This window comes from Stenotrophomonas maltophilia group sp. msm4, assembly GCF_032025605.1.
Taxonomy (GTDB): Bacteria; Pseudomonadota; Gammaproteobacteria; order Xanthomonadales; family Xanthomonadaceae; genus Stenotrophomonas; species Stenotrophomonas sepilia.
Genome location: NZ_JAVSKK010000001.1, coordinates 1,841,397 through 1,867,729, shown reverse-complemented (window position 1 = coordinate 1,867,729; position 26,333 = coordinate 1,841,397). Strand labels below are relative to the sequence as shown.

At 65.8% G+C, this 26,333-nt stretch carries 20 protein-coding genes and 1 pseudogene; 10 read left to right on the top strand and 11 right to left on the bottom strand.

Annotated features, from left to right (window positions below):
• The first annotated feature begins 80 nt into the window (after positions 1-80).
• From ROV93_RS08815 to ROV93_RS08790, 6 genes and pseudogenes are all read left to right on the top strand, one after another.
• Entirely contained in the window at positions 81-1,325 is a 1,245-nt protein-coding gene (locus ROV93_RS08815) for a DUF418 domain-containing protein (protein WP_072168519.1), read from the top strand.
• A 26-nt stretch (positions 1,326-1,351) separates the two neighbouring features.
• Positions 1,352-1,513, top strand: a pseudogene (locus ROV93_RS08810) (amino acid dehydrogenase); the annotation flags it as partial.
• A complete protein-coding gene (gorA, locus tag ROV93_RS08805) occupies positions 1,510-2,868 on the top strand; it encodes a glutathione-disulfide reductase (RefSeq protein ID WP_180890655.1) in 1,359 nt (452 codons plus the stop codon). The pseudogene ROV93_RS08810 and the gene gorA, both read left to right, overlap by 4 nt.
• Before the next feature lie 159 nt (positions 2,869-3,027).
• Positions 3,028-3,948 carry a DMT family transporter gene (locus ROV93_RS08800; protein ID WP_061479639.1) on the top strand — a complete coding sequence of 307 codons (921 nt, stop codon included), beginning with the start codon at positions 3,028-3,030 and terminating at the stop codon, positions 3,946-3,948.
• The gene (locus tag ROV93_RS08795; RefSeq protein ID WP_227836960.1) at positions 3,945-4,283 is read left to right on the top strand and encodes an MGMT family protein; all 339 of its coding nucleotides are present in this window, start codon (positions 3,945-3,947) and stop codon (positions 4,281-4,283) included. The genes ROV93_RS08800 and ROV93_RS08795 overlap by 4 nt, the downstream gene beginning before the upstream one ends.
• 93 nt (positions 4,284-4,376) lie before the next feature.
• Entirely contained in the window at positions 4,377-5,051 is a 675-nt protein-coding gene (locus ROV93_RS08790; RefSeq protein WP_005410509.1) for a rhomboid family intramembrane serine protease, read from the top strand.
• 90 nt (positions 5,052-5,141) lie between these two features.
• Here ROV93_RS08790 and ROV93_RS08785 read toward each other — a convergent pair whose 3' ends face one another.
• The 7 genes from ROV93_RS08785 to ROV93_RS08755 form a co-directional block, all read right to left on the bottom strand.
• On the bottom strand, positions 5,142-6,725 hold the full coding sequence (locus tag ROV93_RS08785) for an NAD(P)/FAD-dependent oxidoreductase (RefSeq protein WP_072168542.1): 1,584 nt from the start codon (positions 6,723-6,725) through the stop codon (positions 5,142-5,144).
• Between the two features lie 73 nt (positions 6,726-6,798).
• A complete protein-coding gene (locus ROV93_RS08780; RefSeq protein WP_072168517.1) occupies positions 6,799-7,293 on the bottom strand; it encodes a VOC family protein in 495 nt (164 codons plus the stop codon).
• 123 nt (positions 7,294-7,416) lie between these two features.
• On the bottom strand, positions 7,417-9,426 hold the full coding sequence (locus tag ROV93_RS08775; RefSeq protein WP_312539319.1) for a M13 family metallopeptidase: 2,010 nt from the start codon (positions 9,424-9,426) through the stop codon (positions 7,417-7,419).
• A gap of 216 nt (positions 9,427-9,642) precedes the next feature.
• Positions 9,643-11,745, bottom strand: a complete 2,103-nt coding sequence (locus ROV93_RS08770; protein WP_072168541.1) for a M13-type metalloendopeptidase — start codon at positions 11,743-11,745, stop codon at positions 9,643-9,645.
• Between the two features lie 169 nt (positions 11,746-11,914).
• Positions 11,915-13,942, bottom strand: coding sequence for a prolyl oligopeptidase family serine peptidase (locus tag ROV93_RS08765; protein ID WP_312539315.1), 2,028 nt, complete (start codon positions 13,940-13,942; stop codon positions 11,915-11,917).
• Positions 13,943-14,036: 94 nt separating this feature from the next.
• On the bottom strand, positions 14,037-17,012 hold the full coding sequence (locus ROV93_RS08760) for a TonB-dependent receptor (RefSeq protein ID WP_005418015.1): 2,976 nt from the start codon (positions 17,010-17,012) through the stop codon (positions 14,037-14,039).
• 387 nt (positions 17,013-17,399) lie between these two features.
• Entirely contained in the window at positions 17,400-20,189 is a 2,790-nt protein-coding gene (locus ROV93_RS08755) for a TonB-dependent receptor (RefSeq protein ID WP_072168514.1), read from the bottom strand.
• 214 nt (positions 20,190-20,403) lie between these two features.
• On the opposite strand from ROV93_RS08755, the gene apbC reads away from it, so the two are divergent.
• Both apbC and dcd read left to right on the top strand, forming a co-directional pair.
• Positions 20,404-21,258, top strand: coding sequence for an iron-sulfur cluster carrier protein ApbC (gene apbC / locus ROV93_RS08750; RefSeq protein ID WP_005418013.1), 855 nt, complete (start codon positions 20,404-20,406; stop codon positions 21,256-21,258).
• Between the two features lie 78 nt (positions 21,259-21,336).
• Positions 21,337-21,909, top strand: coding sequence for a dCTP deaminase (gene dcd / locus ROV93_RS08745; RefSeq protein WP_005418012.1), 573 nt, complete (start codon positions 21,337-21,339; stop codon positions 21,907-21,909).
• A 106-nt stretch (positions 21,910-22,015) separates the two neighbouring features.
• Here dcd and ROV93_RS08740 read toward each other — a convergent pair whose 3' ends face one another.
• From ROV93_RS08740 to ROV93_RS08730, 3 genes are read right to left on the bottom strand one after another with little or no spacing between them, the layout of a single operon-like run.
• Positions 22,016-22,183: a DUF5668 domain-containing protein gene (locus ROV93_RS08740; protein WP_005418011.1), complete on the bottom strand. Its 168-nt coding sequence runs from the start codon at positions 22,181-22,183 to the stop codon at positions 22,016-22,018.
• A gap of 15 nt (positions 22,184-22,198) precedes the next feature.
• The gene (locus ROV93_RS08735; RefSeq protein WP_049414742.1) at positions 22,199-22,621 is read right to left on the bottom strand and encodes an HIT family protein; all 423 of its coding nucleotides are present in this window, start codon (positions 22,619-22,621) and stop codon (positions 22,199-22,201) included.
• The gene (locus ROV93_RS08730; protein WP_065179170.1) at positions 22,618-23,289 is read right to left on the bottom strand and encodes a dienelactone hydrolase family protein; all 672 of its coding nucleotides are present in this window, start codon (positions 23,287-23,289) and stop codon (positions 22,618-22,620) included. The genes ROV93_RS08735 and ROV93_RS08730 overlap by 4 nt, the downstream gene beginning before the upstream one ends.
• Positions 23,290-23,494: 205 nt before the next feature.
• On the opposite strand from ROV93_RS08730, the gene rimO reads away from it, so the two are divergent.
• Positions 23,495-24,856 (top strand): 30S ribosomal protein S12 methylthiotransferase RimO, encoded by a 1,362-nt coding sequence (gene rimO / locus ROV93_RS08725; RefSeq protein WP_312539308.1) that lies wholly within the window; start codon positions 23,495-23,497, stop codon positions 24,854-24,856.
• The gene (locus tag ROV93_RS08720) at positions 24,853-25,677 is read left to right on the top strand and encodes a DUF3025 domain-containing protein (protein ID WP_072168512.1); all 825 of its coding nucleotides are present in this window, start codon (positions 24,853-24,855) and stop codon (positions 25,675-25,677) included. The genes rimO and ROV93_RS08720 overlap by 4 nt, the downstream gene beginning before the upstream one ends.
• An 86-nt stretch (positions 25,678-25,763) precedes the next feature.
• Here ROV93_RS08720 and greB read toward each other — a convergent pair whose 3' ends face one another.
• The gene (gene greB / locus ROV93_RS08715; protein ID WP_005418006.1) at positions 25,764-26,270 is read right to left on the bottom strand and encodes a transcription elongation factor GreB; all 507 of its coding nucleotides are present in this window, start codon (positions 26,268-26,270) and stop codon (positions 25,764-25,766) included.
• Between the last annotated feature and the right edge of the window lie 63 nt (positions 26,271-26,333).

Here is a 26,333-nt window from a genome sequence, read left to right as displayed (position 1 = left end):
GATGCAGCGGCCCGCTTCGGCGGGCCGTTGCGTTTCTGGAACACGGCGCGGCCATCCATGGCGTACGGGCCGGCGGCATAATGGCGGACCTGCCTGACGGACGCCCCGTGAACGCCGCTTCTCCTTCCCTGCAGCCGGTCGCTTCCGGCGAACGCATCGCCGTGCTGGACGTGCTGCGCGGTGCCGCGCTGCTGGGCATCCTGCTGATGAACATCGAGGCCTTCAGCGGACCGCTGGACCTGGCCTTCACCGGCATCGACGTACATTGGCAGGGCATCGACTACTGGGCCGATGCCTTTGTGTACGTGTTCGTGCAGGGCAAGTTCTTCACCCTGTTCTCGCTGCTGTTCGGCGCCGGCTTCGCGGTGATGGCGCAGCGCGCTGAGGCCGCCGGGCGCGACTTCACCCCGTTCTATCTGCGCCGCAGCGCTGGCTTGCTGCTGATCGGCCTGTGCCACGCGCTGCTGGTCTGGTCCGGCGACATCCTGGTGATGTACGCGTTGGTCTCGTTGCCGTTGCTGGCCTGCCGGGAGGCGCCGCGCAGCTGGCTGCCGTGGATGGGCGTGACCGTCTATCTGGGCGGCGTTGCGCTGATGCTGCTGGTGGGCGCGATGGTGTCGATGGCTTCGGCCGAAGAGGTGCGGGGCATGCTTGCCGAGGCGCAGCAGAGCATCGACCTGCAGCGGCAGGTGTACGGGCAGGGCAGCTGGGCGCAGGCCACTGTGCAGCGCCTGAGCGAGTTCGGCACCTCGATGGGCGCGCTGCTGATCACCGGCCCGGAAGTGCTGGGCATGTTCCTGATCGGCAGCTGGTTCGCCGCCAGCGGCGCGTTGGCGACGCCGGAGCGCTTTCCGCGGCTGTACGCGGTGCTGCGTTGGGGGGCACTGCCGCTGGGCCTCGTGGTCACGCTGCTGGGTATTGCCTGGAAGCCCTACCTGGCGCCGGGTGCCTACGGCCTGCCGGTGACAGCGGCGATGGCGCTGGTGACGATCGGTGGCCTGCCGATGTGCCTGGGTTACCTCGCGTGGATCGTGCATTGGCGTGCGCGGTTGGCCTGGCTGGCACCGGTCGGGCGCATGGCGCTGACCCACTATCTTGGTCAGTCGCTGCTGTGTACCTGGACCTTCTACCACTATGGCCTGGGCAGGTTCGAGATGATGCCGCGCAGCGTGCAGCTGTTGTTCGCGCTGCTGCTGTTTGCCGCGCAGGTGGTCTTCTCGCACCTGTGGCTGCGCCATTTCCGCTTCGGCCCGATCGAGTGGATATGGCGTGCGATGACCTATCGGCAGTGGCCACCGATGCGGCGCAGCACGGAGCAGGGGTGAGCGATGGGCACGCATGCGCTGTGCCGATCGGCCGCGCGCCCGCGCATCCTCACGTCTGGCTTGCAGCGGGGCATGGCATGCTCGGCATCAGCATGAGCGCCGGCACCGGCCAGCTGATCGCCGATCTCGTCTGCGGCCGCACGCCAGCGATCGATCCTGCCCCTTACCGACCCGAGCGATTCCGATGAGCACTGCACCTTATGATTACGACCTGATCGTCCTTGGCGGCGGTTCCGCCGGCCTGGCCGGTGCCATCCGTGCAGCGCAGCATTGCAAGCGCGTGGCGATGCTGGAACCGGGCGAACTGGGCGGTACCTGTGTCAATGTTGGCTGCGTGCCGAAGAAGGCGATGTGGCTGGCGGCCGACCTGCACGAGCGCATCGGCCTGGCCAATGCGATGGGCTTCGATGTCGAGGCACGCCCGGCGCTGTCGTGGAAGGAGCTGGTGATCCATCGCCAGGCCTACATCACCAACATCCACACCAGCTACCACAAGCGCCTGGATGAAACCGGCGTGGTGCGCATCCCTGCGCGCGGCCGTCTGCTTGATGCGCATACCGTGGCCTGCAGTGACGGCGTGCATTACAGCGCCGAGCACATCCTGATCGCCACCGGCGCGCATCCGCTGCGTCCGGATATTCCCGGCGCGGAACTGGGCCTGGTTTCCGATGACTTCTTCGATCTGCGTGCGGCACCGGCCGAGGTGGCGATCATTGGTGGCGGCTACATCGCGGTGGAACTGGCCGGGTTGCTGCAGGCGCTGGGCAGCAAGGTGAGCCTGCTGGTGCGGGGCAAGCGGTTGCTGGAGCGCTTCGACTACGAGCTGACCGACCAGCTGGCCGAGAACCTGAAGCAGCAGGGCGTGCGGATCCACTTCGACTATCGCCTGCGCGAACTGCAGCGCGATGGCGAGCGCGTGCGTGCGTTCGGCCATGACGGCCCGATCGACAGCGTGTTCGATGCGGTGTTCTTTGCCACCGGCCGCCGCGGCAACAGCCGTGATCTGGGCCTGGAAGCGCTCGGCATCGGCATTGGCGAGCACCAGCAGGTGCAGGTGGACGAATGGCAGACCACCTCTGTGCCGAGCGTGCACGCGGTCGGCGACATCGCTGGCAAGGTCGGCCTGACCCCGGTGGCGGTGGCCGCTTCACGGCGGCTGATGGACCGCCTGTTCGGTGGACGTCCGCAATCGAAGATGGATTACGAGAACGTGGCCAGCGTGGTGTTCTCGCATCCGCCGCTGGGTGCAGTGGGCATGAGCGAAGAGGAAGCGCGCGCGCGTTTTGACCAGGTGAGCGTTTACCACAGCCGTTTCCGCCCGATGCTGCAGGCGCTGGCCAACGGCACCCAGCGCAGCCTGTTCAAGATGGTCTGCGCGGGCCCGGAGGAGCGCGTGGTGGGTATCCACCTGCTGGGCGAAGCGGCCGACGAGATCCTGCAGGGCTTCGCGGTGGCGGTGAAGATGGGCGCAACCAAGGCCCAGTTCGACGACACCGTGGCGATCCACCCGACCTCGGCCGAGGAAGTGGTGCTGATGCGCTGAGCCCGCAGTTGTAGAGCCGAGCCCACGCTCGGCTGCTTTTCGCCCAGGCTTGGCGAAGCCGAGCGCAGGCTCGGCTCTACAGGGCACCGGGGGCGCCCGTGCGACAATGGGCGCCCCCACGCCTTACCGGGCCGCTCTGCGCGGCCCGCCGTCGTCCTGATGTCCACGCCCGCTTCCCGCATCGCTACGGCTTCCCCCCGCATCGCGCTGGGGGGTATCGGCCTGGCTGCGATCGGCGCCATTGCTGCTTCCGGCAAGGCCATCATCGTCAAGCTCGGCCTGCGCCACGGCGTGGATGCCACCACGCTGCTCGCCCTGCGCATGCTGATGGCGCTGCCCTTGTTCGCGTTGATGGCCTTGTGGGCCGCGCGCCGGGCCACACCGCTGTCCTGGGCCGACCGCGCCCGCGTGCTGTGGCTGGGCTTCACCGGCTATTACCTGTCCAGCCTGCTCGATTTCCAGGGCCTGCAGTACATCAGCGTGACGCTGGAACGGCTGATCCTGTACTTGAACCCGACCCTGGTGCTGCTGATCAACGTGCTGCTGGCGCGCCAGCGGCCGGGACGCTGGCAGATCGGCGCGCTGGTGCTGAGTTACCTCGGCGTGCTGCTGGCCTTCGGGCACGACCTGCAGCGCGAGGGCGGCCAGATCATCGTCGGCAGCCTGCTGGTGCTGGGCAGTGCGCTCAGCTACGCGCTGTACCTGTTCGGCAGCGGGCAGGTGGTCGCGCGCATCGGTGCAGTGCGGCTGACGGCCTATGCCAGCTGCGTGGCCAGCGTGCTGGTGCTGCTGCATTTCGCGGTGACCCATCCGCTGCCACTGCTGTGGCAGGCACCGGCGCCGGTACAGTGGCTGTCGCTGGTCAATGCCACTGTCTGCACGGTGCTGCCGGTGCTGGCGATCATGTTGGCGGTGCAGCGCGTGGGTTCGTCGCTGGCCGCACAGGTCGGTATGCTGGGCCCTGTTTCCACCATCGTGATGAGCCTATGGCTGCTCGACGAACCGATGGGGCCGGCACAGATCGCCGGCACCGTGCTGGTGCTGATCGGCGTTCTGCTGGTGACCCGCCTGCGGCGCTGACGCCGGAGCAGGCGCGTGCGCGCATCCTGGCGGTGATCCGCGCGATCCCGGCGGGGCAGGTGATGGGCTACGGCCAGGTGGCGATGCGCGCGGGCCTGCCCGGGCGTGCACGCCTGACCGCGCGCATCCTGGGCCAGAACGACGACCCGGACCTGCCCTGGCACCGCGTGCTGCGCTCGGATGGGCGCATCGCCATGGAAGAAGGGTCGGCGGGCTGGCGCGAGCAGTCGCAGCGGCTGCGTGCCGAGGGCGTGGTGGTTGAGAACGGCCGGGTGCAGATGCCCACGACCGATCCGGCGGTAGCGCTGGATGCTGCCGTATGGGGGCCGGGCTGAGCGCCGCTGGCGACTGAACAGGCCGGACCTGCGGGTCGCCAACAAGGCGCGGTGCTGCGGCTATGATGGAGGTCGTTCCATGCCGGTGCTCCCATGTTCCCGCGACTGCCAACCGTCACCAAGGCCCTGCTGATCGCCAACGCGATCCTGTTCCTGCTGCAGCAGCCGTTCCTGCTCGGCATGCAGACCTTTGAGCCGTTCATGCTGCAACCGCTGCAGCAGGGCTTCGATGCGTTCTCGCCGGGCGGCAACTTCCAGCCTTGGCAGCTGCTGACCTATGGCTTCCTGCATGGCAGCTTCGGCCACCTGTTCTTCAACATGCTGGCGGTCTTCATGTTCGGTGCGCCACTGGAGCAGACCTGGGGCGAGAAGCGCTTCCTGCTGTATTACCTGGTCTGCGTGGCCGGTGCCGGTGTCTGCCAGCTGCTGGTGGGTACGCTGCTGGAGAACCCGGCCACGGTGCTGGGTGCCTCTGGCGGCGTGTTCGGCCTGCTGCTGGCCTACGGCATGCTGTTCCCGAACCAGCGGGTGATGCTGCTGTTCCCACCAATCCCGATGAAGGCGCGCACCTTCGTGATCCTGTTCGGCGTGGGCGAACTGGTGCTGGGCATGACCGGCTGGCAGCCGGGCGTGGCCCACTTCGCGCACCTCGGCGGCATGCTGTTCGGCTGGTTGCTGATTCGCTACTGGCGCGGGCAGCCGCCGTTCAACAAGCGCCGACCGCCCGGCCCACCGAAGCGCCCGAACCATCTGCGCAGCGTCAAATGATCCGAAGGATCATTTGACGCTGTAGGTGCCGACCGTTGGTCGGCACGCCTTCTCCCACGCGGGTAGGTGCCGACCTTGGTCGGCACGCCCTCACAGATCCTGCAACACCACCTGCGCCGCATTGTGACCTGGCGCGCCGGTCACGCCACCGCCGGGATGCGTACCCGACCCGCACAGGTAAAGGCCGGGCAGGGCACCACGATAGCCAGCCTGGCCAACCATCGGCCGTGCCGAGAACAACTGGTTGGCACTGAGCGCTCCGTGGAAGATGTCGCCGCCGATCAGGCCGAAGGTGCGCTCCAGATCCAGCGGTGACAGCACCTGGCGGCCCAGTACGCTGCCAGCGAAACCCGGCGCATACCGTTCAACGGTGGCGATCATCAGATCGGCCACCGTTTCACGATGATCATCCCAGTGACGCCCGCCGGGCAGCACGGGCGCCACGTGCTGGCAGAACAGGCTGGCGACGTGCTTCCCCGGCGGCGCCAGCGAATCGTCCAGCGTGCTGGGAATGAGCATTTCCACGATCGGTTCGCGTGACCAGCCATCGCGACGCGCATCCAGCCAGGCACGGTCCATGTAATCCAGGCTTGGGGCCATGATGATGCCGGCGCTGAGGTGATCGCCGGGACCGGGCAGAGCGCGGAAGTCCGGCAGCTGCGACAGCGCGACATTCATCCGGAACGTGCCGGAACCGCAGCGCCAGTTCGCCATGCGTTCGCGCGTTGCGACCGGTACCTGCTCCGGTGCCAGCATCTGCTCGTACAGCAGCTTTGGATTGACGTTGGCGATCATCGCGCGTGCGCGCAGGATTTCGCCGTTGGCCAGCGCCACGCCCACGACACGACCCTGCTCGATCAGCAGGCGTTGCACACCGGCATCCACGCGCAGCTCAGCCCCGGCCTCCCGCGCGGCAGTGGCGATGGCCTGGCTGATCGCGCCCATGCCACCGATCGCATGGCCCCACGCACCTTTCATGCCATTGCACTGGCCGAATACGTGGTGCAGCAGCACGTAGGCACTGCCCGGTGTATACGGGCTTGCGTAGTTGCCGACGATGCCATCGAAGCCGAACAGCGCCTTGATCGGCTCGCTTTCGAACCAGCGGTCCAGGTACTCGGCCGCCGACAGCGTGAAAAGGTCCAGCAGCTCCTGCCGCAGCGAGGCATCCAGCGTGGCCAGTTCACGACCGAGACGGCCCATCTGCCACAGGGCGGGCAGGGCACGCCAACCGCCTGCTGCACCCAGGTCCGGCGGCGCGCGCAGGGCCCAGGCGCGCAGCACATCAGCGAAGATCCCCAGGCGCGCTTCGTATTCGGGTAGCCGCTGTGCATCCCGCTCGGAGAACTTCGCGACCCCGGCCTGGGTGCGGCCCGGTGCGGACAGCAGGTAGCGGCCGTCCGGCAATGGCAGGAAGTTGTTGGCCGGGCGACTGATGATGCGCAGCCCATGCGCATGCAGCTGCAGGTCGTCGATTACCTTTGGTTGCAGCAGCGACACCGTGTATGACGCCACCGAGTTGCGGAACCCGGGGTGGAATTCCTCGGTGACCGCCGCGCCGCCGAGAACGCCACGACGTTCCAGCACCAGCACCTTCTTGCCAGCGCGTGCGAGATAGGCCGCGCAGACCAGGCCGTTGTGGCCGCCACCGATGATGATCGCATCCCAGGACATCAGCACCTCGGAAAAAGGGGACGGAGGGGATTAAGTCGCAATCCGCATCTGCGCACAGGGGGGAAGAAACGACTTAATCCCCTCCGTCCCCTTTTTTGATTGCCGCTTCGATGGTGGCGATGTCGATCTTCTTCATCGGCATCATCGCATTGAAGGCGCGCTTGGCCAGTGCCTTGTCCTGGCTGGTCACCGCTTCGATCAACATGCGTGGGCTGATCTGCCAGGAAACGCCCCATCGGTCCTTGCACCAACCGCACTGGCTCTCCTGTCCGCCGTTGCTGACGATGGCGTTCCACAAGCGGTCAGTCTCGGCCTGGTCCTCGGTCTGGATCTGGAAGGAGAAGGCTTCGCTGTGCTTGAACGCGGTGCCGCCGTTGAGGCCGACGCAGGGGATGCCGCAGACCGTGAATTCGACCGTCAGTAAGTTGCCTTCCTTGCCGTCCGGGTAGTCGCCCGGGGCGTGGTGGACAGCGGTCACCGCGCTGTCGGGCAGGAGGCTGGCATAGAAGGTGGCGGCCTCGAGCGCGCCGTTGTCGTACCAGATACAGATCGTGTTCTTGTGTGCCATGTCCGGCTCCGCGTTGGACGAAGCCGCAGCGATAGCACGCGCAGTGTTAACCCGGGATCGTGCTGCACCCGCAAAAAAAGAGCGCCCGAAGGCGCCCTTTGTACTACCAGTGCGGCCGCGGGCTCAGCGCCAGACCTTGATCTGGTCGGCTTCGCTGCGCTGCATCGGCTGCCCGGCCTTGCAACTGAAGGTGGCACCGAACGCCGGCAGGTTGGCCAGCGTGCCGTTGCTGCGCCACAGGCCCGGTGCGCGGATGTCGGCGGTCAGGCGGCGCGCGGCCTCGTTCGGCGACAGCTGCTGTGCCCACAGTGCCGACCAGGCGCGGAAGAAGCCCTGCTGCTGTGCCTGCTTGGCCTTCGGTTCCTGCGCCGTATACGCCGCCCAGGCCAGTTCCAGGCCGGCGATGTCGGCTAGGTTCTCTTCCTGGGTCAGCGTGCCGTTGACCTTGGCACCCTTTACGCCCGGGAAGTCGTAGGCGCTGTACTGCGCGGCCACGCGATTGCCGAGCAGGGTCCAGGCGGTCTTGTCGGCCGGGGTCCACCAGCTGCGCAGTTCGCCCTTGGCATCGACCAGCGCGCCCTTGGCATCGATCGCACGGGTCAGCTCGTGGCCGACCAGTCCACCGAAGCTGCCGAACTTGTCGGCGGCGTCGGCCTTGGCGTTGAACACCGGGTCCTGCAGGATCGCGGCGGTGACGATCAGGCGGTTCTGCGCCAGGTCGTAGGCCAGCGACGGCTGCTGCGGCAGCACGTCCCAGCGGCGGTCGGCATTGCCCTTGCCGATGCGCTTCATTTCCTCGCGGTGGCGCCAGGTCGATGCAATCAGCATGTTGCCACCAAACGAGCCGCGCCCCATCGGCTGCACGCTGTAGTCCAGGTCGCGCAGTGGAGTGCCGATCTCGATCTTCAGCGCAGCCAGCTTGGCCTGCGCTTCGGTCTTGGCTTCGGCACTCATCCAGCTGCTGTTCTTTACCGCCTCGATCTGTACTTCGCGCACCTTGTCGACGATCCATGCGGCCTGGCGACGATCTTCGGCCGACAGGTAGCGGGCGGCGTACTCGCGGCCGACCATCGGGCCGGCGGCCACATTGATTGCATCCAGCACGGATTCCCAGCGCTGCGGCGGCAGGGTCTGGCCACGCAGCACACGGCCACGGAATTCGAACTCGGCGTCGCGGTAGGCCTTGGACAGGTACGGCGCCATCGAGTCGCCCACGCGCCAGCGCAGGTAAGCTCTCCACTGCTCCGGCTTGAGCTTGGTGACCATGCCATCGAGCTGCTTGAACAGGCCTGGGTCGGCCAGCGAGACCAGGTCATCGTCCACGCCCTGTGCCTTCAGGAACGCGTCCAGCTGCAGGTTGCGGTAGCGGCTGTTGAGCTCCTTGGTGGAGATCGGCGCGTAGTTGTTGAACGGGTTGTTGATGCCGGCCAGCGACTGCGCGTTGCGCGCCAGCTCGGTCTCCAGCGCGATCACCGCCTGCGATTCGGCATCCAGCTTGGCCGCCGGGGTGCCGGTCAGCGCCAGGATCTGCTTGACGTAGTTGCGGTAGCGGCCCATCAGCGCCACGGTATCGGCGTCGGTGCGGGTATAGAACGCCGGATCCGGCAGGCCCATGCCGCCCTGCATGAAGTAACCGATGTGGCGGTCCAGTGCCTTCAGGTCGACGTCAGGGCCGAAGTTGAAGGCGACCGGGATGCCCACCTGGTGCAGCGCGGCGATCGAGGCCGGCACATCCTTGGCCTTCTTGATGGCGTTGATGCGGGTCAGCAGCGGGGCGATTGGATTGGAACCGTCCGCTTCCACGGCGGCTTCGTCAAGGCCGCTGGCCCAGAAGTCACCCAGCAGCTTCTGCACGTTGCCCTGCGGCGACTTCATCGCGGCATCGAGCAGGTCGCGCTGCTGCTGGCGGCTGCGGTCGACCAGCTGGCCCAGCGCGGTAGTGGCGCCGGTCTGCGGAACCGGGTTGGCCTTCAGCCAGCCTGCATTGGTGGTGTTGTAGAAGTCGCTGCACTGGGCGCTGACGGCCGGGGCGCGTGCGGCCTTCTTCTTGGCGGCGGCAAACGCATCGTGGGTCGGGACCAGAGTCGCCAGGCTGATGCCCAGGGCGATGGCAAGCGGACGGAAGTTGGGCATGTGGAACGAATCCGTGATGGATTGAGGGCGCGCGCACTATAGCAAGCCGGGCATGGGCGCGGCATGCACGCATCACGGTGGCTCCGCCGAGCCGTGCGCCGACCAAGGTCGGCATCTTCCAACGGCGTGGGCCATGCGTGGATGACGGGCGCTGTGAAAAACAAAGGCCCGGGAATTCCCGGGCCCTTGCAGGTACGCCGCAACGTCAGCCGTTGCTTACCAGATCACCACCTGCTGCTCGCCGGTGCGGGCCATCGGCGAACCGGCCTTGCACTGGAACGCGGCGGCGAAGGTCGGCAGGTTCGACGGCGCACCCATGGCCCGGAACTGCGCCGGGGCGTGCGGGTCGGTGGCCAGGCGGACCTTGGCGTTTTCCGGGGTGTACTTGGTGCGCCACACGGTGGCCCAGTTGAAGAAGAAGCGCTGGTCTCGGGTGAAGCCATCGACCTTCGCATCTTCCTTGCCGGCGGAGGCCTTCTGCAGGGCGTCGTAGGCGGTGGCCAGGCCACCCAGGTCGGCGATGTTCTCGCCCAGGGTCAGGTGGCCGTTCACGGCCTGGCCGTCCACCTTGTACTGGTCGAACTGCTTGACCAGCTTGCCGGTCAGGCCTTCGAAGTTCTTCTTGTCGGCCGGGGTCCACCAGTCTTCCATGTTGCCGGTCGGCCCGAAGCGCGCACCCTGGTCGTCGTAGCCGTGGGTCATCTCATGACCGATCACCGCACCGATGCCGCCGTAGTTCAGCGCGTCGTCGGCCTTCGGATCGAAGAACGGCGGCTGCAGGATGGCGGCCGGGAACACGATCTCGTTCTGCAGCGGGTTGTAGTAGGCGTTGACGGTCTGCGGGGTCATGCCCCACTCGGTCTTGTCCACCGGCTTGCCGATCTTGGACAGGTTGAACTTGTAGTTGAACTCGTTGGCCGCGCGCACGTTGCCGAGGAAGCTGTCGCGCTGGGTCTGCAGGCCCGACCAGTCGCGCCACTTGTCCGGGTAACCGATCTTCGGGGTGAAGGTCTCCCACTTGGCGATGGCCTTGGCCTTGGTTTCCTCGCTCATCCAGCTCAGGCCCTGGATGCGGTCCTTCAGCGCGGCGGCCAGGTTCTTTACCAGTTCTTCCATCTTCGCCTTGGCTTCCGGCGAGAAGGCAACCTTCACGTACAGCTGGCCGAAGGCTTCACCGGCATCATTCTCGATGGTGCCCAGCACGCGCTTCCAGCGCGGCTTCTGTTCCTTCTGGCCGTTGAGGGTCTTGCCGTAGAACTCGTAGTTCTCCTGCACGAAGGCGTCAGCCAGGTACGGCGAGGCACTGTCCACGGTGTGGAAGCGCAGGTAGGCGCGCCACACCGACGGGTCGGTATCGCCCAGCGCTTTGCTCACTTCCTCATGGAAAGCCGGCATGGCCAGCGAGAACTTCTCCGGTGCGGCCACGCCCTGCGACTTGAAGAACTCGGTCCAGCTGAAGTTCGGGGTCAGCTTGTCGGCGTCGGCCAGGGTGACCGGGTTGTAGTACAGCTCGACGTTGCGCGACAGCTCGACGCGCGACTTGGAAGCCTTGGCCAGGCGGGTTTCGAACTTGACCACGTCCTCGGCCTGCTTGGCCGCGTCGGCCGCGGCGACGCCGGACAGCTCCAGCACCTTGGCGACGTGCGCCTGGTAGGCCTTCAGCTTGTCGGCGTTCTTGGCATCGGTGTAATAGGTGGTATCCGGCAGGCCCAGGCCGCCCTGGCTGGCGTAGGCCATGTTCATGGCCGAGTTCTTGAAGTCCGCTTCGGCACCGAAGCCGAACAGGACGTTGTCACCCTTGGCGGCGCTGGTGCGCAGGTAATTGGCGATCGCTGCCTTGTCCTGCAGGCCGTCGATCGCCGCCAGGTCCGCCTTCAGCGGCTCGATGCCCTGCGCGTTGATCTTCGCTTCGTCCATGCCGGTCGCCCACAGGTCGCCGACGATCTTCTCGATGTGGTTCGGGTTCTTGACCTGCGCGACCTGTTCGGCCAGCTGGTGCTGCACGGCCACCGAACGCTCGTCGAGGATGGTGAACGCGCCCCAGCTGGTGCGGTCGCCCGGGATTTCGTTGGCGGCCAGCCACTTGCTGTTGACGTAGTCGCCAAAGGCGGTGCAGGCGTCCTTGGTGGTGTCCAGGTCGCTCGGCTGGAAGGCGTTGTAGGCCGGCAGCTTGCTCTCGTCCAGCTTATAGGTGGTGGCTTCGGCGGTGGCCGGGGCGGAGGCGGCGGCATCCTTGGCCGGGGTTTCAGTCTTGCCGCAGCCAACCAGCGCGGCCGAAACGGCCAGGGTCAGCAGCACGATCTTGGGAGTACGGGTCACTTGAATGGCCTCCAGGCCGAGTGAGTCAGGGAGTGGCCGCAGGTGCGACCGTGGGCCGAACGATACGCCGCCGGCCAGACCTGCAAGGGTGTCGAAGGTCATGTCCCCGCGCAAGGGCCAGAACGTGCAAGGGCGCCCGCCGGGCGCCCCTGCTGTAGGCCGGTAACGCTTACAGGCCGCCGCCGCCGCAGCCTTTGCCCAGGTAGTCGTCTATCAGCTGCAACTGGTCGGCCATGATGCGGCGCGTCCAGGCCGGCCCGTGGGCGTAGTCGGCGATGGCGTGGAACTCGACCGGCTGGCCGGAACCTTTCGCCTTGTTCACGAACCACTCCGACTGTTCGATCGGCACCGTGCGGTCGCGATCGCCGTGGTAGACCATCAACGGGATCTTCATCTCGCCGGCCTTGTCCACCGGGTTCAGGCCGGCCACCGTGGGGGCCTGGGCCTGGCGGAAGAATGGGTTGGTATAGAAGCGCGACCAGATCTTCTTGATATCCGAGACGCCGGCGCCGGCAATGGCGCATTTGTACAGGCCGTTGGGGCGCACCGAGGCCGCAAACGCCGAATAGCCGCCATAGGAGAAGCCGAACATGGCGATGTGGCCGGGGCGGGCGATCTTCTGGTCGATCATCCACTGCGCGCCGTCGTCCTTGTCATCCTGCATCTTCTGGCCCCACTCGGCGTCACCGGCCATCCACAGCTTGCGGCCCCAGTCGGCCGAGCCACGGAACTGCGGGCGCAGCACCGCCATGCAGCGCGATGCCATCAGCGGGACCCACATCGAGCCATCGAAGTCCATGCCATCGCGCGCCCAGGGCCCGCCGTGCGGATGCACGACCGCCTTCCAGGGGCCGGCGCCGCACAGCTCGGTGCTGGGCGTGGTGAGGAATGCAGGAATGTCCAGCCCGTCGCGTGCCTTGTAGTAGACCAGCCGGGTCTGGCCCAGCGCGGCAGGCTGGATCTGCGGGTAGGTCTTCGCCAGCAGGGTCAGCTTGCCGTCGTGCAGCAGGTGGTATTCGGGCGGATTGGAAGGCCCGGAGGTAACGACCAGCACGTTGGAAAGGTCCGCCGTGTAGTCGACGATGCGCAGGCTCACGCCGGTATCGTAGTTGGCGGTGAAGCGCTGGCCGTTGGCGGTATCGACCATCGCCAGCGGTTCCTGGGTGATGCCCAGGGCCTGGCGCAGGCCCTGGTCCAGCGCCTTCATGCGCGGCGAGGTCCACTGCATGTCGTCACCGCGCGGACCGGCGTAGCCGATGCCCATGATCTCGCCGAACGGCACCGCACCCTTGCGGAAGCGGTTGATCAGCATCGAACCGGCGTTGAACAGCTTGTGCTCGAACAGCACTTCCTTCTGCTTGCGCGCGCTGATGTCGTACTCATACACGATCGCCTTGTCGCGGCCGACATTGCTGAGCACGAAGGCGATGTTCGGGTCGTCGGCAAAGCCGATCACCTGGTTGACGTCGCGGTTCTTCACATAGGAGCGAAAGTGCTCTTCCCAGGTACCGGTGGCGGGCGACCGGAACTCGGTGGCGACGTAGGCACCGGTGCCGTCGACATCCTGGCGCAGGCGTGCGCGCAGCTCGCTGTCGAGGTCGGTGATGTAGCCGGCCACGCGCTCTTCGGTCTTCTGGATGCGCTGCGAGGTGAAGTTGCGCAGGTCGACCTTGTAGACGTCACCGGAGCTGCTGCCACTGCCGTTGACCACCAGGATGTGGTCCGGATCGTTGGGCAGGGTGTCCAGTACCGTGGCGTTGGCCAGGGCCTGCTCGAGCTCCTCGCTGCGGCTGCTGGCACGTGGCGGCGTGATCGGCTCCTTCCATAGCTTGCCTTCGATGTCGGTGATGAAGAACTTGCTGACGAAGGTCTTGGTCACCCGGTCCGCGCGCAGGTCGTAGGGCTGCCACAGCACCACCGCCAGCTGCCCGTTCTTGATGAACGACACGCTCTGGAACTTCATGCGGTTGGCGCCGATCACCGTTGGCGGCTTGTCCAGTGCATCGGTGCGCCACACCACGATCACGCGCTCTTCGCCATTGGCCCGCAGGCCGGCGATGTGCTGGCCATCCGGCGATAGCGACAGGCTGGAGATGGCGGGGAAGGCCGCCATCTGCTCAATGGTCGGAGCTTCGGGCTTGGCGTGCAGGGACGGGGAAACACTGGCCAGGGCCGCCAGCAACAGGGTTCGCTTCATTGCAACCTCGGAATGCAGTGGCAGCTGCCTGTGGAAAAGGCAGTGCCTGAAATGGAACCGCCGCCCCGAAGGGCGGCGGTTGCAGGGAGCAGGATCAGAACGAACGCGTGATGTTCAGGAAGTAGCTGCGACCGAAGTAGTCAAAGCCGCTGTACAACAGCGCGTTGCCGACGGTGCTGTAGACACCCTGGGAGATGGTCGGCGGCTTGCGGTCGGCGAAGTTGCGCACGCCACCGGTGACCGACCACTTATCCGCTTCATACTTCACCGAGATGGCCTGCAGGAAGTAGTTCGGGGTGTACAGCTTGTACGCCGAGGTAGCCGGATCGAAGTCACCCGGGTTGCGCTCCTCGTAGTACGCGTAGCTGTCCATCTTGTCGATCCAGTCCAGGCCGTAACGCACCTGCCAGTTCTTCCACTTGTAGCTCAGGTCCAGCGAGGCGGTGTTTTCCGGACGCGACAGCATGCCGTTGTAGTCCACCAGCGGATCGTCGGAGAAGACCTTGCTGGCCTGTTCCAGGTAGTGGGTGAACTGCAGCGTGGTGCGCAGGGTGCCCGGGCCGATTTCGCGGACATAGCGGGTGGTGAAGTCCAGGCCACGGACCTTGTCGGTGGACAGGTTGATGAAGCCGTTGGTCACCACCAGCTGGTTGTTGACCGGGTTGCGGGCCACCAGGCGGCACAGACCCGAACCGGAGGAGAAGTCGGCACTGCCGCTGTCATAGCAGCGCGACAGGATGTTCGCGCCGCCCGCGCTGTCGACGCCGTTCTTCACTTCGATGTCGAAGTAGTCGGCGGCGAAGGACAGGTCACCGAAGCCGCTGCCGAATTCTGGCTGGATCACCACGCCCAGGGTCTTGGCCTTGGAGGTTTCGGCTTCCAGGCCGGCCTCGGCACCACCCTGGGTGACCACGGTCACGCCCTGGGTGGCTAGGTAGTCCGGTGCCAGGCCCAGCGATGCGCAGTTCTGGTAGCGCGGCGAGCTCGGGTTGCGATCACCATACTCGTTGCAGGGGTCGGCACTGCTGCTCAGGAAGCCGGTGGTGCCGCCCAGGAACTGTTCGAACAGCGCCGGTGCGCGGTAGGAGGTGCCGTACGAAGCACGGAACGACAGCCACTTCACCGGCGTCCACAGCGCGCCGATCTTGTAGGTCTCATCCGAGCCGTAGGACTTGTAGTCGGTGTAGCGGCCGGACAGGTTGACCGTCAGTTCCTCGGCAGCGGTGACGCCGGACAGCAGCGGCAGTTCCAGTTCGCCGTAGGCCTCGAGCACCGAGTCCGAACCGCGGGTCGGGGTGGCGTTGGTCAGGTTGTACAGGTCGGCATTGATCGAGTACGGCGACGGGGTGTCGTCGATCCGTGCCTTGCGGTACTCGACGCCGAACGCGCCGCCGGCCGAGCCGTAGGGCATGTCGAACAGCGGGCCGTTGACGTTGAAGTTGACCGTGGTTTCCTTGTACAGCGTGTTGCCGGTGACCGGCACGAACACCCAGTCCTTCCAGTCTTGCGGCAGCTTGCCGCCGATGGTGTTGGTGTTCAGCGCCGGCGCGGCGATGCAGCCGTTGGAAGCGTCGCGGCAGACATAGCCACCTGCACCGTTGGAGACCACGTCCAGGCTCTGGCGCAGGCGGCTGGTCAGGAAGCTTTCAAAGGTGTAGTCGGCGTCGCTGCGGGCGTGCATGACGTTGAAGTCATAGTTCCACTCCGAGCTCAGGTGGCCACGCAGGCCGGCATTGAAGCGCAGGAAGTCGACGTTCTGCTTGTTGGTGTCGTTGCCGAAGCCGATGAACGCACGCACGCCCAGGTTCCTGCCGCTGGTCTGGTCGGTCGGGGCGCCGGCTACGCTGTCACGCAGGTTGGCCGGGATCAGCGGGCTGCCCACGGCGTAGTCCAGGGTCAGCTGGCGGTAACCGGTCTGGGTCGACTTGCGCTTGTTGCCCAGGAACTCGTAGTACAGCTCGGCATCACCCAGTGCATTGAGGTCGAAGCCGCCCTGGAAGTACAGGGTGTGGGTCTTGGTCGGCGAGATCAGCGACTCGTTGCGCATGGCCGGGTCGAAGGTGTCGCGGGTGTTCAGGTCCACGCCTTCGTAGCCGACCAGGCCGGTGGTGATCGCCGCGTTCGGGCGCCAGCGGTTGAAGCGGGTGCCGACGCCGCCCGGAGCGGCCACACCGGTACGGGTGTTGGTGCCGATGGTGTTCAGGGTGGTGCCGCCGGCATCGAGCGACCAGCACTTGGGCTTGCCGGTCAGCGGATCGATGAAGTCACCGCTGCCCCAGGAGTCGCCGGCCTCGATGTCACGGTACATGTCGGTCGGGCAGCCGCCTGCCCAACTGCGGTCGGCCAGGGTCAGTTCGTTGCGGGTGTAGTACTCATACGAACCGGAGAAGTGCGAGCGCTCGCCGGTGGAACCGAACATGATCGAGTAACGGCGCTCTTCACCGCCGCCACCGTCGGTGGCGTTGTGCTGCGCTTCGAAGGTGACACCGTCGACCTTGGTCTTGGTGATGATGTTGATCACGCCGGCCACGGCGTCGGAGCCGTAGATGGACGAGGCGCCGTCCTTCAGGATCTCGACGCGGTCGACGATCGAGTTCGGCAGCACGTTCAGGTCGGTCGAGCCGACCGAGCCGCGGGTACCGGCCGGCGATACGCGGCGGCCGTTGAGCAGGATCAGGGTGCGGGTCGGGCCGAGGCCGCGCAGGCCCAGGGTGTTGGCGCCCGGGCCGCCGTCGGTGACGTAGCCGCCGTAGGCGTTGTTGATCTGTGCCGCACCGGCGGTGACCGCCGTGCTCTGCAGGGCGGCGGTGGTCGAGTTGAAGCCGGCCAGGGTGGTTTCTTCACGGGTGACGACCTGCACCGGCGAAACCGAGTTGAACACGTCGCGGCTGATGCGCGAACCGGTGACGGTCACCGTGTCCAGGTTGGTGGCCTTCGACTTGGGCGCTTCCTCGGTCTGCGTCGTGCTGGAGGCGTCTTGGGCGATCGCCGGGGCGGCTGCGGCGAGCAGCACGGCAGAGGCGAGGGCGAAGCTCAGCGGATGCTTGCTGAGCGACTTGCGATTGATCATCTGAAATCCCCTTGAATCGAATGATTGCGTCGTACACCGGGACTGGTCCTTGTCGACGTCTCCGTGTGTCCCTTGCCCAGTGTCGGCAGCGTGCCGCCGCCCGGCGCTGGTACCGGCTTCACGTGCCGATGACTCGAGATTAACATCACATTAACCAAGGCTGTCAAGCATTCATGATGCAGTCATGGAGGTGTGATTCGTCAGCCGCGCTGACTGCGAGAACGCGCGTCGAAATCAACGTATCTGTTTGATCTGTATCGCATTGTCACCATTCCGTTCGAAAGTGACTTTTTTCTGAACGGGACGGTTCGGCCTGATCGTAGGCAAAAAAAAAGGCCCCGCCGAAGCGGGGCCTGGTCCAGACACGCGGTCCGGAATACGACGGGATCAGAAGTCGTACTTGACCTGGGCCGAGATCTGACGGCCGTAGACGCTGTAGAAGCCGTCGTTGAACGGGGTCGATTCGTTGCCCGGGTAGTTGTAGCGCTGGCCTTCCGGCAGCTTGTTGAACACGTTGTTGACCATCAGCGACAGGGTCAGATCGTCCTGTGCCTGGTAGTTCAGGCTCATGTTGTACGTGGTGTACGAGCCCCACTTGCCGGCCTTGGCGCCGGAGGAGTGGACGTAGTCATAGCTGCGGCCGGTGTAGGCCAGGTAGTTCGGGGTGCTGCCGACGTAGTTGGCGTACACGGTGGTGGTGAACTTGGAGATGGCCCAGCCCACCGACACGTCGCCGCGTACCTTGGCGAAGTTGTCGTAGTACCACATGTTGTACGGATCGCTCAGCAGGTCCAGCTTCTGCGCACCCGGCAGGGCCACCACTTCACGCTTGAGCATGTTGGTGTAGTTGCCGGAGAACATCAGCGAACCGAAGCGGCCCAGGTCCTGCTGGTACTTGGCACCGACGGTCACCGCTTCCAGGTTCTGGCTGGCCACGTTGAGCTTCGGGGTGTACACGCGGGTCAGGTTGCCACCGGCGTCGCGGGTCACCCAGTCGGTCACGTTCTGGCAGCTGGCCGAGGTGTTGTTCGGCAGGCCGTTGTGGCACTGGTACTCGGCCAGCAGCAGCTGGTCGGTGCTCAGGGTCTTGACCTCGTTCTTGATCTTCCAGTTGTAGTAGTCGACCGACAGCGAGAAGTTGCTCACCGGGGCCCACACCACGCCTGCGCTCCACACGTCGGCGGTGATCGGCTTCAGGTCCGGGTTGCCGGACTTTTCGCTGTACACCGAGGTGGTCTTGTAGAACGAGCAGGCTTCGTCACGCAGCGCGTAACCCATCTGGCTGCAGCGGTAGTAGTCGTTCTGGCCGGAGGCGAACGAGCCGCTCATCCCCTGGAAGGCATCGGACAGGGTCGGCGCGCGGAACGCGGTGCCGTACTTGCCGCGCAGCAGCAGGCTTTCCACCGGACGGTATTCCAGGCCGATGCTGTAGGTGGCCTTGTCGACGGTCTTGTCGGCGATCTTGAAGGCGTCATAGCGGCCCGAGGCGCTGATGGTCAGCGACTCGAACACCGGCATGCGCAGTTCGCTGGTCACCGCGTAGTTGCTGCGGTGGCCGGCACCGGCCACGGCGCTGGCGCCCCACGCGTTGCCATCGACGAAGGCCTGGTCGGGCGAGTAGTCCCAACCTTCGCTGCCGCCTTCCAGCACGACGGCCAGGCCGGCGTCGCCGCCCGGCAGGGAGAACAGCGAACCGTTGGTCACCTGCACGCGACCCAAGTTCTGCCAGGTCTTGCTGCGGTGGGTGCCATAGCCGGTGAAGCTGGCGAACTGGTCCGGGGTGATCGGCGAGTAGAAGGCGGTGTAGTTCGGGTTGTAGATGCCGAAGCCATCAGCAGTGGTGCCCAGGCGCGGGCCCAGCACGGTGTCGCCGAAGAAGCCTTCGATCTTGTCTTTCCAGCGCGCGAAGCGGTTCTGGTCCAGACGGTATTCGCCGCGGGTGAAGCTGGCGCTGTAGTCCCAGTCGCCGACCATGCCCTTGCCGCCCAGGGTGACCTGGTAGGAACGGCTCTCATCGGAGTTCAGGATGTTGTTGTAGTGGCCCGGGCCGATTTCTTCCGGCGCGAAGGCGCGCTGCAGGTTCACGACCTTGCCCAGGCCCTGGTCGTAGAAGCCGCCCATCACCGACTTGGTGCCCCACCACAGGGCGCTGGAGCCGGAGGTGAACTCGGTCTTTTCCTTGCTGTACAGCACGTCGGCGAACAGCTGGAAGTTGTCGTTCACGTCGAAGGTCATCGACGAGTAGAACTGGCCGCTGTTCTTGCCGTTCTTCAGGGTCTTGTAGCCGGCGCTGTACACCGAGCCGCACGATTCGCCAGATGCACGCTTGCCGACGGTGGTGGTGCCGTCGTACAGGCCTGCCACGTTGGCGCAGCGGGTCGGGTCCATCATGTACAGCTTGTTGTCGGCGTTGCCGATGACAGCAAAGTCGTTCGACGGCAACTGCGCGGTGTAACCGACCGGGTTGTTCTGCTTGGTGATGTCACGCTGGTAGCCCCAGATCGGGCTGCCGTTTTCGATCTGCACGTTGACCAGCGCGTGGAAGCGGTCGTCGAACGCGTTGAAGCCCTTGGCGGCGCTGAAGCGGATGTTGCTGCCACCACCTTCGGTGTAGGTACCGCCACGGATCGACATCGTGCCGCCGTCCATGCGTTCCTTCAGGATGATGTTGACCACGCCGGCGATCGCGTCCGAGCCGTACAGCGACGACTGGCCGCCCGGCAGGACTTCGATGCGCTCGACGATGTCGATCGGAATGCCGCTGATGTTGTTGAACGACTCGCTGCCGTTGTACAGCGCCGGATAGGAGAGCATCGGGCGGCCGTTGATCAGGTACTTGGTGTAGCCCGGATTCAGGCCGAACATGCCGGCGGCTTCGGCGCCCTGAGTGAACGCACCCGAGGTCTGGCCACCCTGCAGGCCGCCGGTGGTCAGCGATGACTGCTGCAGCACTTCAGCAACACTGCTGAAGCCGCGGGTCTGGATGTCTTCGGCGGTGATGGACATCACCGGGGTCTGGGTTTCGACCTGGGTCTGCGGGATCAGCGAACCGGTGACGGTGATCTTGTCCAGGTTGGTCGCCTTGTCCTGGGCCATTGCCGGGGCGGCGGCCATCAGAGCGGAAATCAGGGCGACGGCGAGCGTGTTGCGACGTGCGGTATTGCTGACGTGTTTCATGTAGTTCCAATGGAGAGCAAAAAACAAAAACGGCACTGCGCATGCGCCATCGCGCGGGCCGGAACAACGGGCTCCGCAGCTCAAAACAGTGCTGATCGAACGTAACATGAACTTAACAATTTGTGCACGAATCCGTCGCAATCCTGAATTTCAGTCAGGTTACGTCCAGCTTGTATGATGTCGGGTTATCCCCCTGACTCCGCCGGTGCTCGTTGTGAACAGTTCTCCCCGCCGTCCCCATGCCAGCCAGGTCCAGAAGGGACTTACGCCGCATGCCCGCATCCGCAATGTCATCGCGGTCGGTTCGGGCAAGGGCGGCGTCGGCAAGTCCACCACCTCGGTGAACCTGGCCGTGGCGCTGCAGCAGCTCGGTGCGCGGGTGGGCGTGCTCGACGCCGACATCTACGGCCCCAGCGTGCCGGCCATGCTGGGGCTGTCCGGCCGCCCGGAAAGCCCGGACAACAAGAGCATCGAGCCTCTGCGTGCGTTCGGCGTGGACACCATGTCGATCGGCTACCTGATCGAAGAAGACACCCCGATGATCTGGCGCGGCCCGATGGCCACCTCGGCGATGACCCAGCTGTTCAACGATACCCTGTGGGACGACCTGGATTTCCTGCTGATCGACCTGCCGCCGGGCACGGGTGACATCCAGCTGACCCTGACCCAGAAGATTCCGTTGGCCGGTGCAGTGATCGTCACCACGCCGCAGGACATCGCCACGCTGGATGCGAAGAAGGCGCTGAAGATGTTCGAGAAGGTCGAGGTGCCGGTGCTGGGCATCGTCGAGAACATGGCGGTGCACACGTGCAGCAGCTGCGGGCACATCGAGCACCTGTTCGGCGAGGGCGGCGGCGAGCGCATGGCCGCGCAGTACGGCGTGCCGCTGCTGGGGTCGCTGCCGCTGCAGATCGGCATCCGCGAGCAGGGCGATGCAGGCACGCCGATCACCGTGGCCCAGCCGGATTCGGCACCGGCCCAGGCCTACCGCCATGCCGCGCAGCGCCTGATCGAGGAAGTCGGCAAGCGCCCGCGGGCCTCGATCCCGATCCTGTCCTCGCTGCTGTAAGTGCTGGGGCAGGGGCCGCCGGCGCAGGCCGGCCCCCTGCTAGAATCCTCGCGCCCCCTCGTACCCCCAGGACAAAGCATGAGCATCAAGAGTGACCGTTGGATCCGCCGCATGTCCGAGCAGCACGGCATGATCGAGCCGTTCGAGGCCGGGCAGGTCAAGCAGGCCAACGGCCAGCGCATCGTCAGCTACGGCACGTCCAGCTATGGCTATGACGTGCGCTGCTCGCGCGAGTTCAAGGTGTTCACCAACATCAACTCGACGATCGTCGATCCCAAGCACTTCGATCCGGGCAGCTTCGTGGATATCGTCGGCGATGAGTGCATCATCCCGCCCAACAGCTTCGCGCTGGCGCGTACCGTGGAGTACTTCCGCATTCCGCGCGATACCCTGGTGGTGTGCCTGGGCAAGAGCACCTACGCGCGCTGCGGCATCATCGTCAACGTGACGCCGCTGGAGCCGGAATGGGAAGGCCACGTCACCCTGGAATTCAGCAACACCACGCCGCTGCCGGCGCGCATCTACGCCAACGAAGGCGTGGCGCAGATGCTGTTCTTCCAGGCGGCCGCCGATGACATCTGCGAGACGTCGTACCGCGACCGTGGCGGCAAGTACCAGGGCCAGACCGGCGTGACCCTGCCGCGGACCTGAAGATTGCAGGCGATTTGTAGAGCCGAGCCATGCTCGGCTTCAAGGCAGGGCAGCCGAGCATGGCCCGGCTCCACATGAAGGAAGGCGGCGCAATGCGCCGCCTTTCTTATTTGCCGCGACCGAACAGCATCGCGATGCCGACACCCACCAGGGCCACCGGCCACCAGGTCAGCAGCAGCTTGGACAGGTTCAGGTGCGTCCAGCCGAGATTACTGGCGAGCATGAACAGGCCGATCAGGATCAGCAGGACGGCGGCAACGAGGTTGAATCGCATCGGGTCGGCGAAGGCTCAGGACAGGGCCGGATATCCTAGCCGTTCCTTCCAGTAGGCGACATGCTGGTCCAGCGCCGCCGGCTCGTAGCGGTGCGCCGGGCCGCTGCCCCAGACCGGGCCCGGCCAGGCCGGATCACCGTCATGGCGGCCGATCACATGGAAGTGCAGCTGGCGCACGATATTGCCCAGCGCCCCGATGTTGATCTTTTCCACCCCGTCGGAGCCCTTCAGGGCCTTGCAGGCGCGGTTGAGCTCGGTGCGCAGCTTGTCCTGCTGCTCGCCGTCCAGCTCGATCCACTCGGTGACCCCGGCCAGGCGCGGTACCAGCACCAGCCAGGGGAATCGTTCGTCGTTCATCAGCCGCACTTGCGACAACGGTCCTTCCGCCACCAGCACGCTATCGGTGGCCAGGCGTGAATCGAGTTCGAATTCGCTCATCCAAGATGCTCCGAGAAGAAGTCCAGGGTGCGTTGCAGCGCCAGGGCGGCGCTGTCTGGATCATACGCATGTCCGACCTCCCGGTTGAAGGCATGATCGGCCGGATAGACGTAGGTGGCCATCTGCGGCAGCTTCTCGCGGTGGGCCTGCACGGCTTCCGGTGGGATGCTGCGGTCCTGGGCGCCGAAGTGGAAGATCACCGGCGCCTTGGGTGTCTCATCAAGGAACTGGACGTTGCGGGCGCCGTAGTAGCTGACCGACGGCAGCCCCAGGCGCACTGCGGACAGCATCGCCACCGTGCCGCCCCAGCAGTAGCCGACGGTGCCCACCTTGCCGTAGGGGGCCAGCCGGGTGGCCGCCGCGCGGACCACTTCCAGCGCCCGCTCCATGCCCAGCGCGCCGACCCGTTCCAGGCCCTGCTTCACGCCGTCGGCGTCGTAGGGCAGCGCGTCCGGATCGGCGTCGGGGCCATCGAGCAGGTCAAAGAACGAGGGCGCCAGCACCGCATAGCCTTCCGCCGCGAAGCGCTCGGCCACGCTGCGGATATGCGGATTGGCGCCGAAGATTTCCTGCACCACCACCAGGCCGCCGCGCGCGGTGCCTTCCGGCAGGGCCTGCCAGGCCCGTACCGGGCCGTGATGCGTATCCAGGGTGATCCACTCGGCCATCGTCATCTTCCTCGTTGCTGGAAACAGAACTGCATTGTCGGTGCTGCGCCGGTTAGCGCGGCGTCAGTGGCTGTGCCGTATCGGTCGGCTGGGCATTCAGAGCGCGGCCGCCAACCCCGGTATACTGGCGCCCTTTCAGGCCCCGGCCCCCAGGAACCCCTGCCATGGCGGCAGGGGCCCAGGCCCCCAGAGTCCCGCGATTTCCATGTCCCAGCTGAAGCCCAAAGTCGGCTTCGTCAGCCTTGGCTGCCCGAAGGCCCTCGTCGATTCCGAGCGCATCCTCACCCAGCTCCGCTCGGAAGGCTACGACATCGTCCCGTCCTACGATTCGGCCGACGTGGTGGTGGTCAACACCTGTGGCTTCATCGATTCTGCGGTGACCGAGTCGCTGGACGCGATCGGCGAGGCGATGAACCAGAACGGCAAGGTGATCGTCACCGGTTGCCTGGGCAAGCGCCCGGAGCAGATCCGCGAGGCGTACCCCAACGTGCTGGCGGTGTCCGGCCCGCAGGATTACCAGAGCGTGATGGAAGCGGTGCATGAAGCACTGCCGCCCAAGCACGATCCGTTCGTGGACCTGGTGCCCGACTACGGTATCAAGCTGACCCCGCGGCACTACGCGTACCTGAAGATTTCCGAGGGCTGCAACCACAAATGCAGCTTCTGCATCATTCCGTCGATGCGCGGCAAGCTGGTTTCGCGCCCGGTCGACGAGGTGCTGCGTGAAGCCGAGCGCCTGGTGCGTGGCGGCGTGCGCGAGCTGCTGGTGGTTTCGCAGGACACCTCGGCCTACGGCGTGGACGTGAAGTACGCCGAAAAGATGTGGCGCGACAAGGCCTACCAGACCCGTTTGAAGGCGCTGTGCGAAGGCCTGTCGGAGCTGGATGCGTGGGTGCGCATGCACTACGTCTACCCGTATCCGCACGTGGATGAAGTGGTGCCGCTGATGGCCGAGAACCGCATCCTGCCGTACCTGGATATCCCGTTCCAGCACGCCAGCCCGCGCATCCTGCGCCTGATGAAGCGCCCCGGCGCGGTGGAGAAGACCCTGGAGCGCGTGCAGAACTGGCGCCGTATCGCGCCGGACATCACTGTGCGTTCGACCTTCATCGTCGGCTTCCCGGGCGAGACCGAAGCCGAGTTCGAGGAACTGCTGTCGTTCCTTGACGAAGCGCAGCTGGATCGCGTCGGTGCGTTCGCCTACTCGCCGGTCGCGGGTGCCACCGCCAACGACCTGCCTGACGCCGTGCCGGAAGAGGTGAAGCAGGAACGCCTGGCCCGTTTCATGGAGAAGCAGGCGCAGATTTCCGCCGCGCGCCTGGAGGCCAAGATCGGCACCGTGCAGCAGTGCCTGGTCGACGGCATCGAAGGCGACATCGCCGTGGCCCGCTCCAAGGCCGATGCCCCGGAGATCGACGGTCTGGTGCACATCCAGAATGCCGACCAGGTGCCGCTGCGCGTGGGCGAATTCGTCGACGTGGAGATCACCGAGAGCGACGAGCATGACCTGTACGGTGACGCGCTGGCGGCCGCCCCCCGTCCGGCGTTCGACCTCAAGGTGCTGTGATCGCAGCGACGGCCGCCACCGGCAACGGCGGCGGTTCACGGCGCTTCGTACCGCCGCCACGTGCGGCGGTAGCTGCACGGCGGTTCGAGCACCCGCTGTTTGCCGGGCTTCAGGACTTCCGTGACCTGCTGGACGGCACCGCATGGCCGTCCATCGCGGCGCTCGATGCACGCCTGGCCGTGCCTGGCAAGCGCCTGGTTGAACAGGACGCCGCGCTGCAGGCCGATGGCCTGCACTACGAAGTGCGTATCGCGCAGGGACGCATCGCCACCCGTGCCGGCAACTGGCACGACCTGTTCAATGCGCTGGTGTGGGCCTCACAGCCGCAGCTGAAGCGCGCGCTCAACGTGCGGCAGTGCCTGCATATCGAGGCGATGCCACCCGGCCAGCGCAACCGCGCGCAGGCCGCCTTGACCCAGTTCGACGAAACCGGCGTGATCGTGCGTGTGCGCGATGACTCACTGCTGGCTGCCTGGGACGCACACGACTGGCCCGCGTTGTTTGACCCGGTGAACTGGCAGAGCGGTGACATCGCCATCACTGTGGTATTCGGGCATGCGCTGATGGAACAGGCACTGCTGCCGGGGCGATTGCTGGTCGGCAAGTGCGTGGTGGTGCAGGGTGATGCCGATGCTGCCTGCGTTGACGTGATGACTGCGGCCATTGCCGAGGGCAGGGCAGTGACCGATCCGCTGCAGCTGCGTCCGCTGCCGTTGGCTGGAATCCCAGGCTGGCACGACGTGCAGGATTCCGCCTTCTACCGCAATGCCGACTATTTCCGCCCGCTGCGTGCAGGGCGCACGTACCCGCCACCGTTGTAGAGCCGAGCCCATGCCCGGCTGCGCGGCGCTTCAGCCGAGCATGGGCTCGGCTCTACAACGGCGGCGAGGTCGGGCATGGCTCGACGCTACACAGGCTCGTACTCCACGCCGATCACTGCAAAGGTGAACTGCCCGCCGGGCAGCTCCACCGAGAACTCATCATCCAGCCGCTTCTTCAGCAGCGCACGCGCCAGGGGGGAATCGATGCTGATCCAGCCCAGGCCCGCATCGGTCTCATCCGGGCCGACAATGCGGTAGCGGCTGGTGTCGCCGCTGTCCACGTTCTCCAGTTCCACCCACGCGCCGAAGAACACTGCCAGCGGATCGGTCGGCGTGGTATCGACCACGCGCAGCGATTCCAGCCGCTTGGTCAGGTAGCGCACGCGGCGGTCGATCTCGCCCAGTTGCTTCTTGCGGTAGGTGTACTCGGCGTTCTCGGAACGGTCGCCTTCTGCGGCAGCGGCGGCGAGCGCTTTCACCACCTCCGGACGGCGCACGCGCCATAGCTCATCCAGTTCGGCCTTCAGTCGCGCATGCCCGGAAGCGGTGATCAGGGCGGTGCTTTTTTCTGCGGGGGGACGCCAACGGGACATGCAATACGACTTCTTTTCTGGATGACGAATGAGAGAGCGGCGTCAGATCCCTTTCCAGCGGAA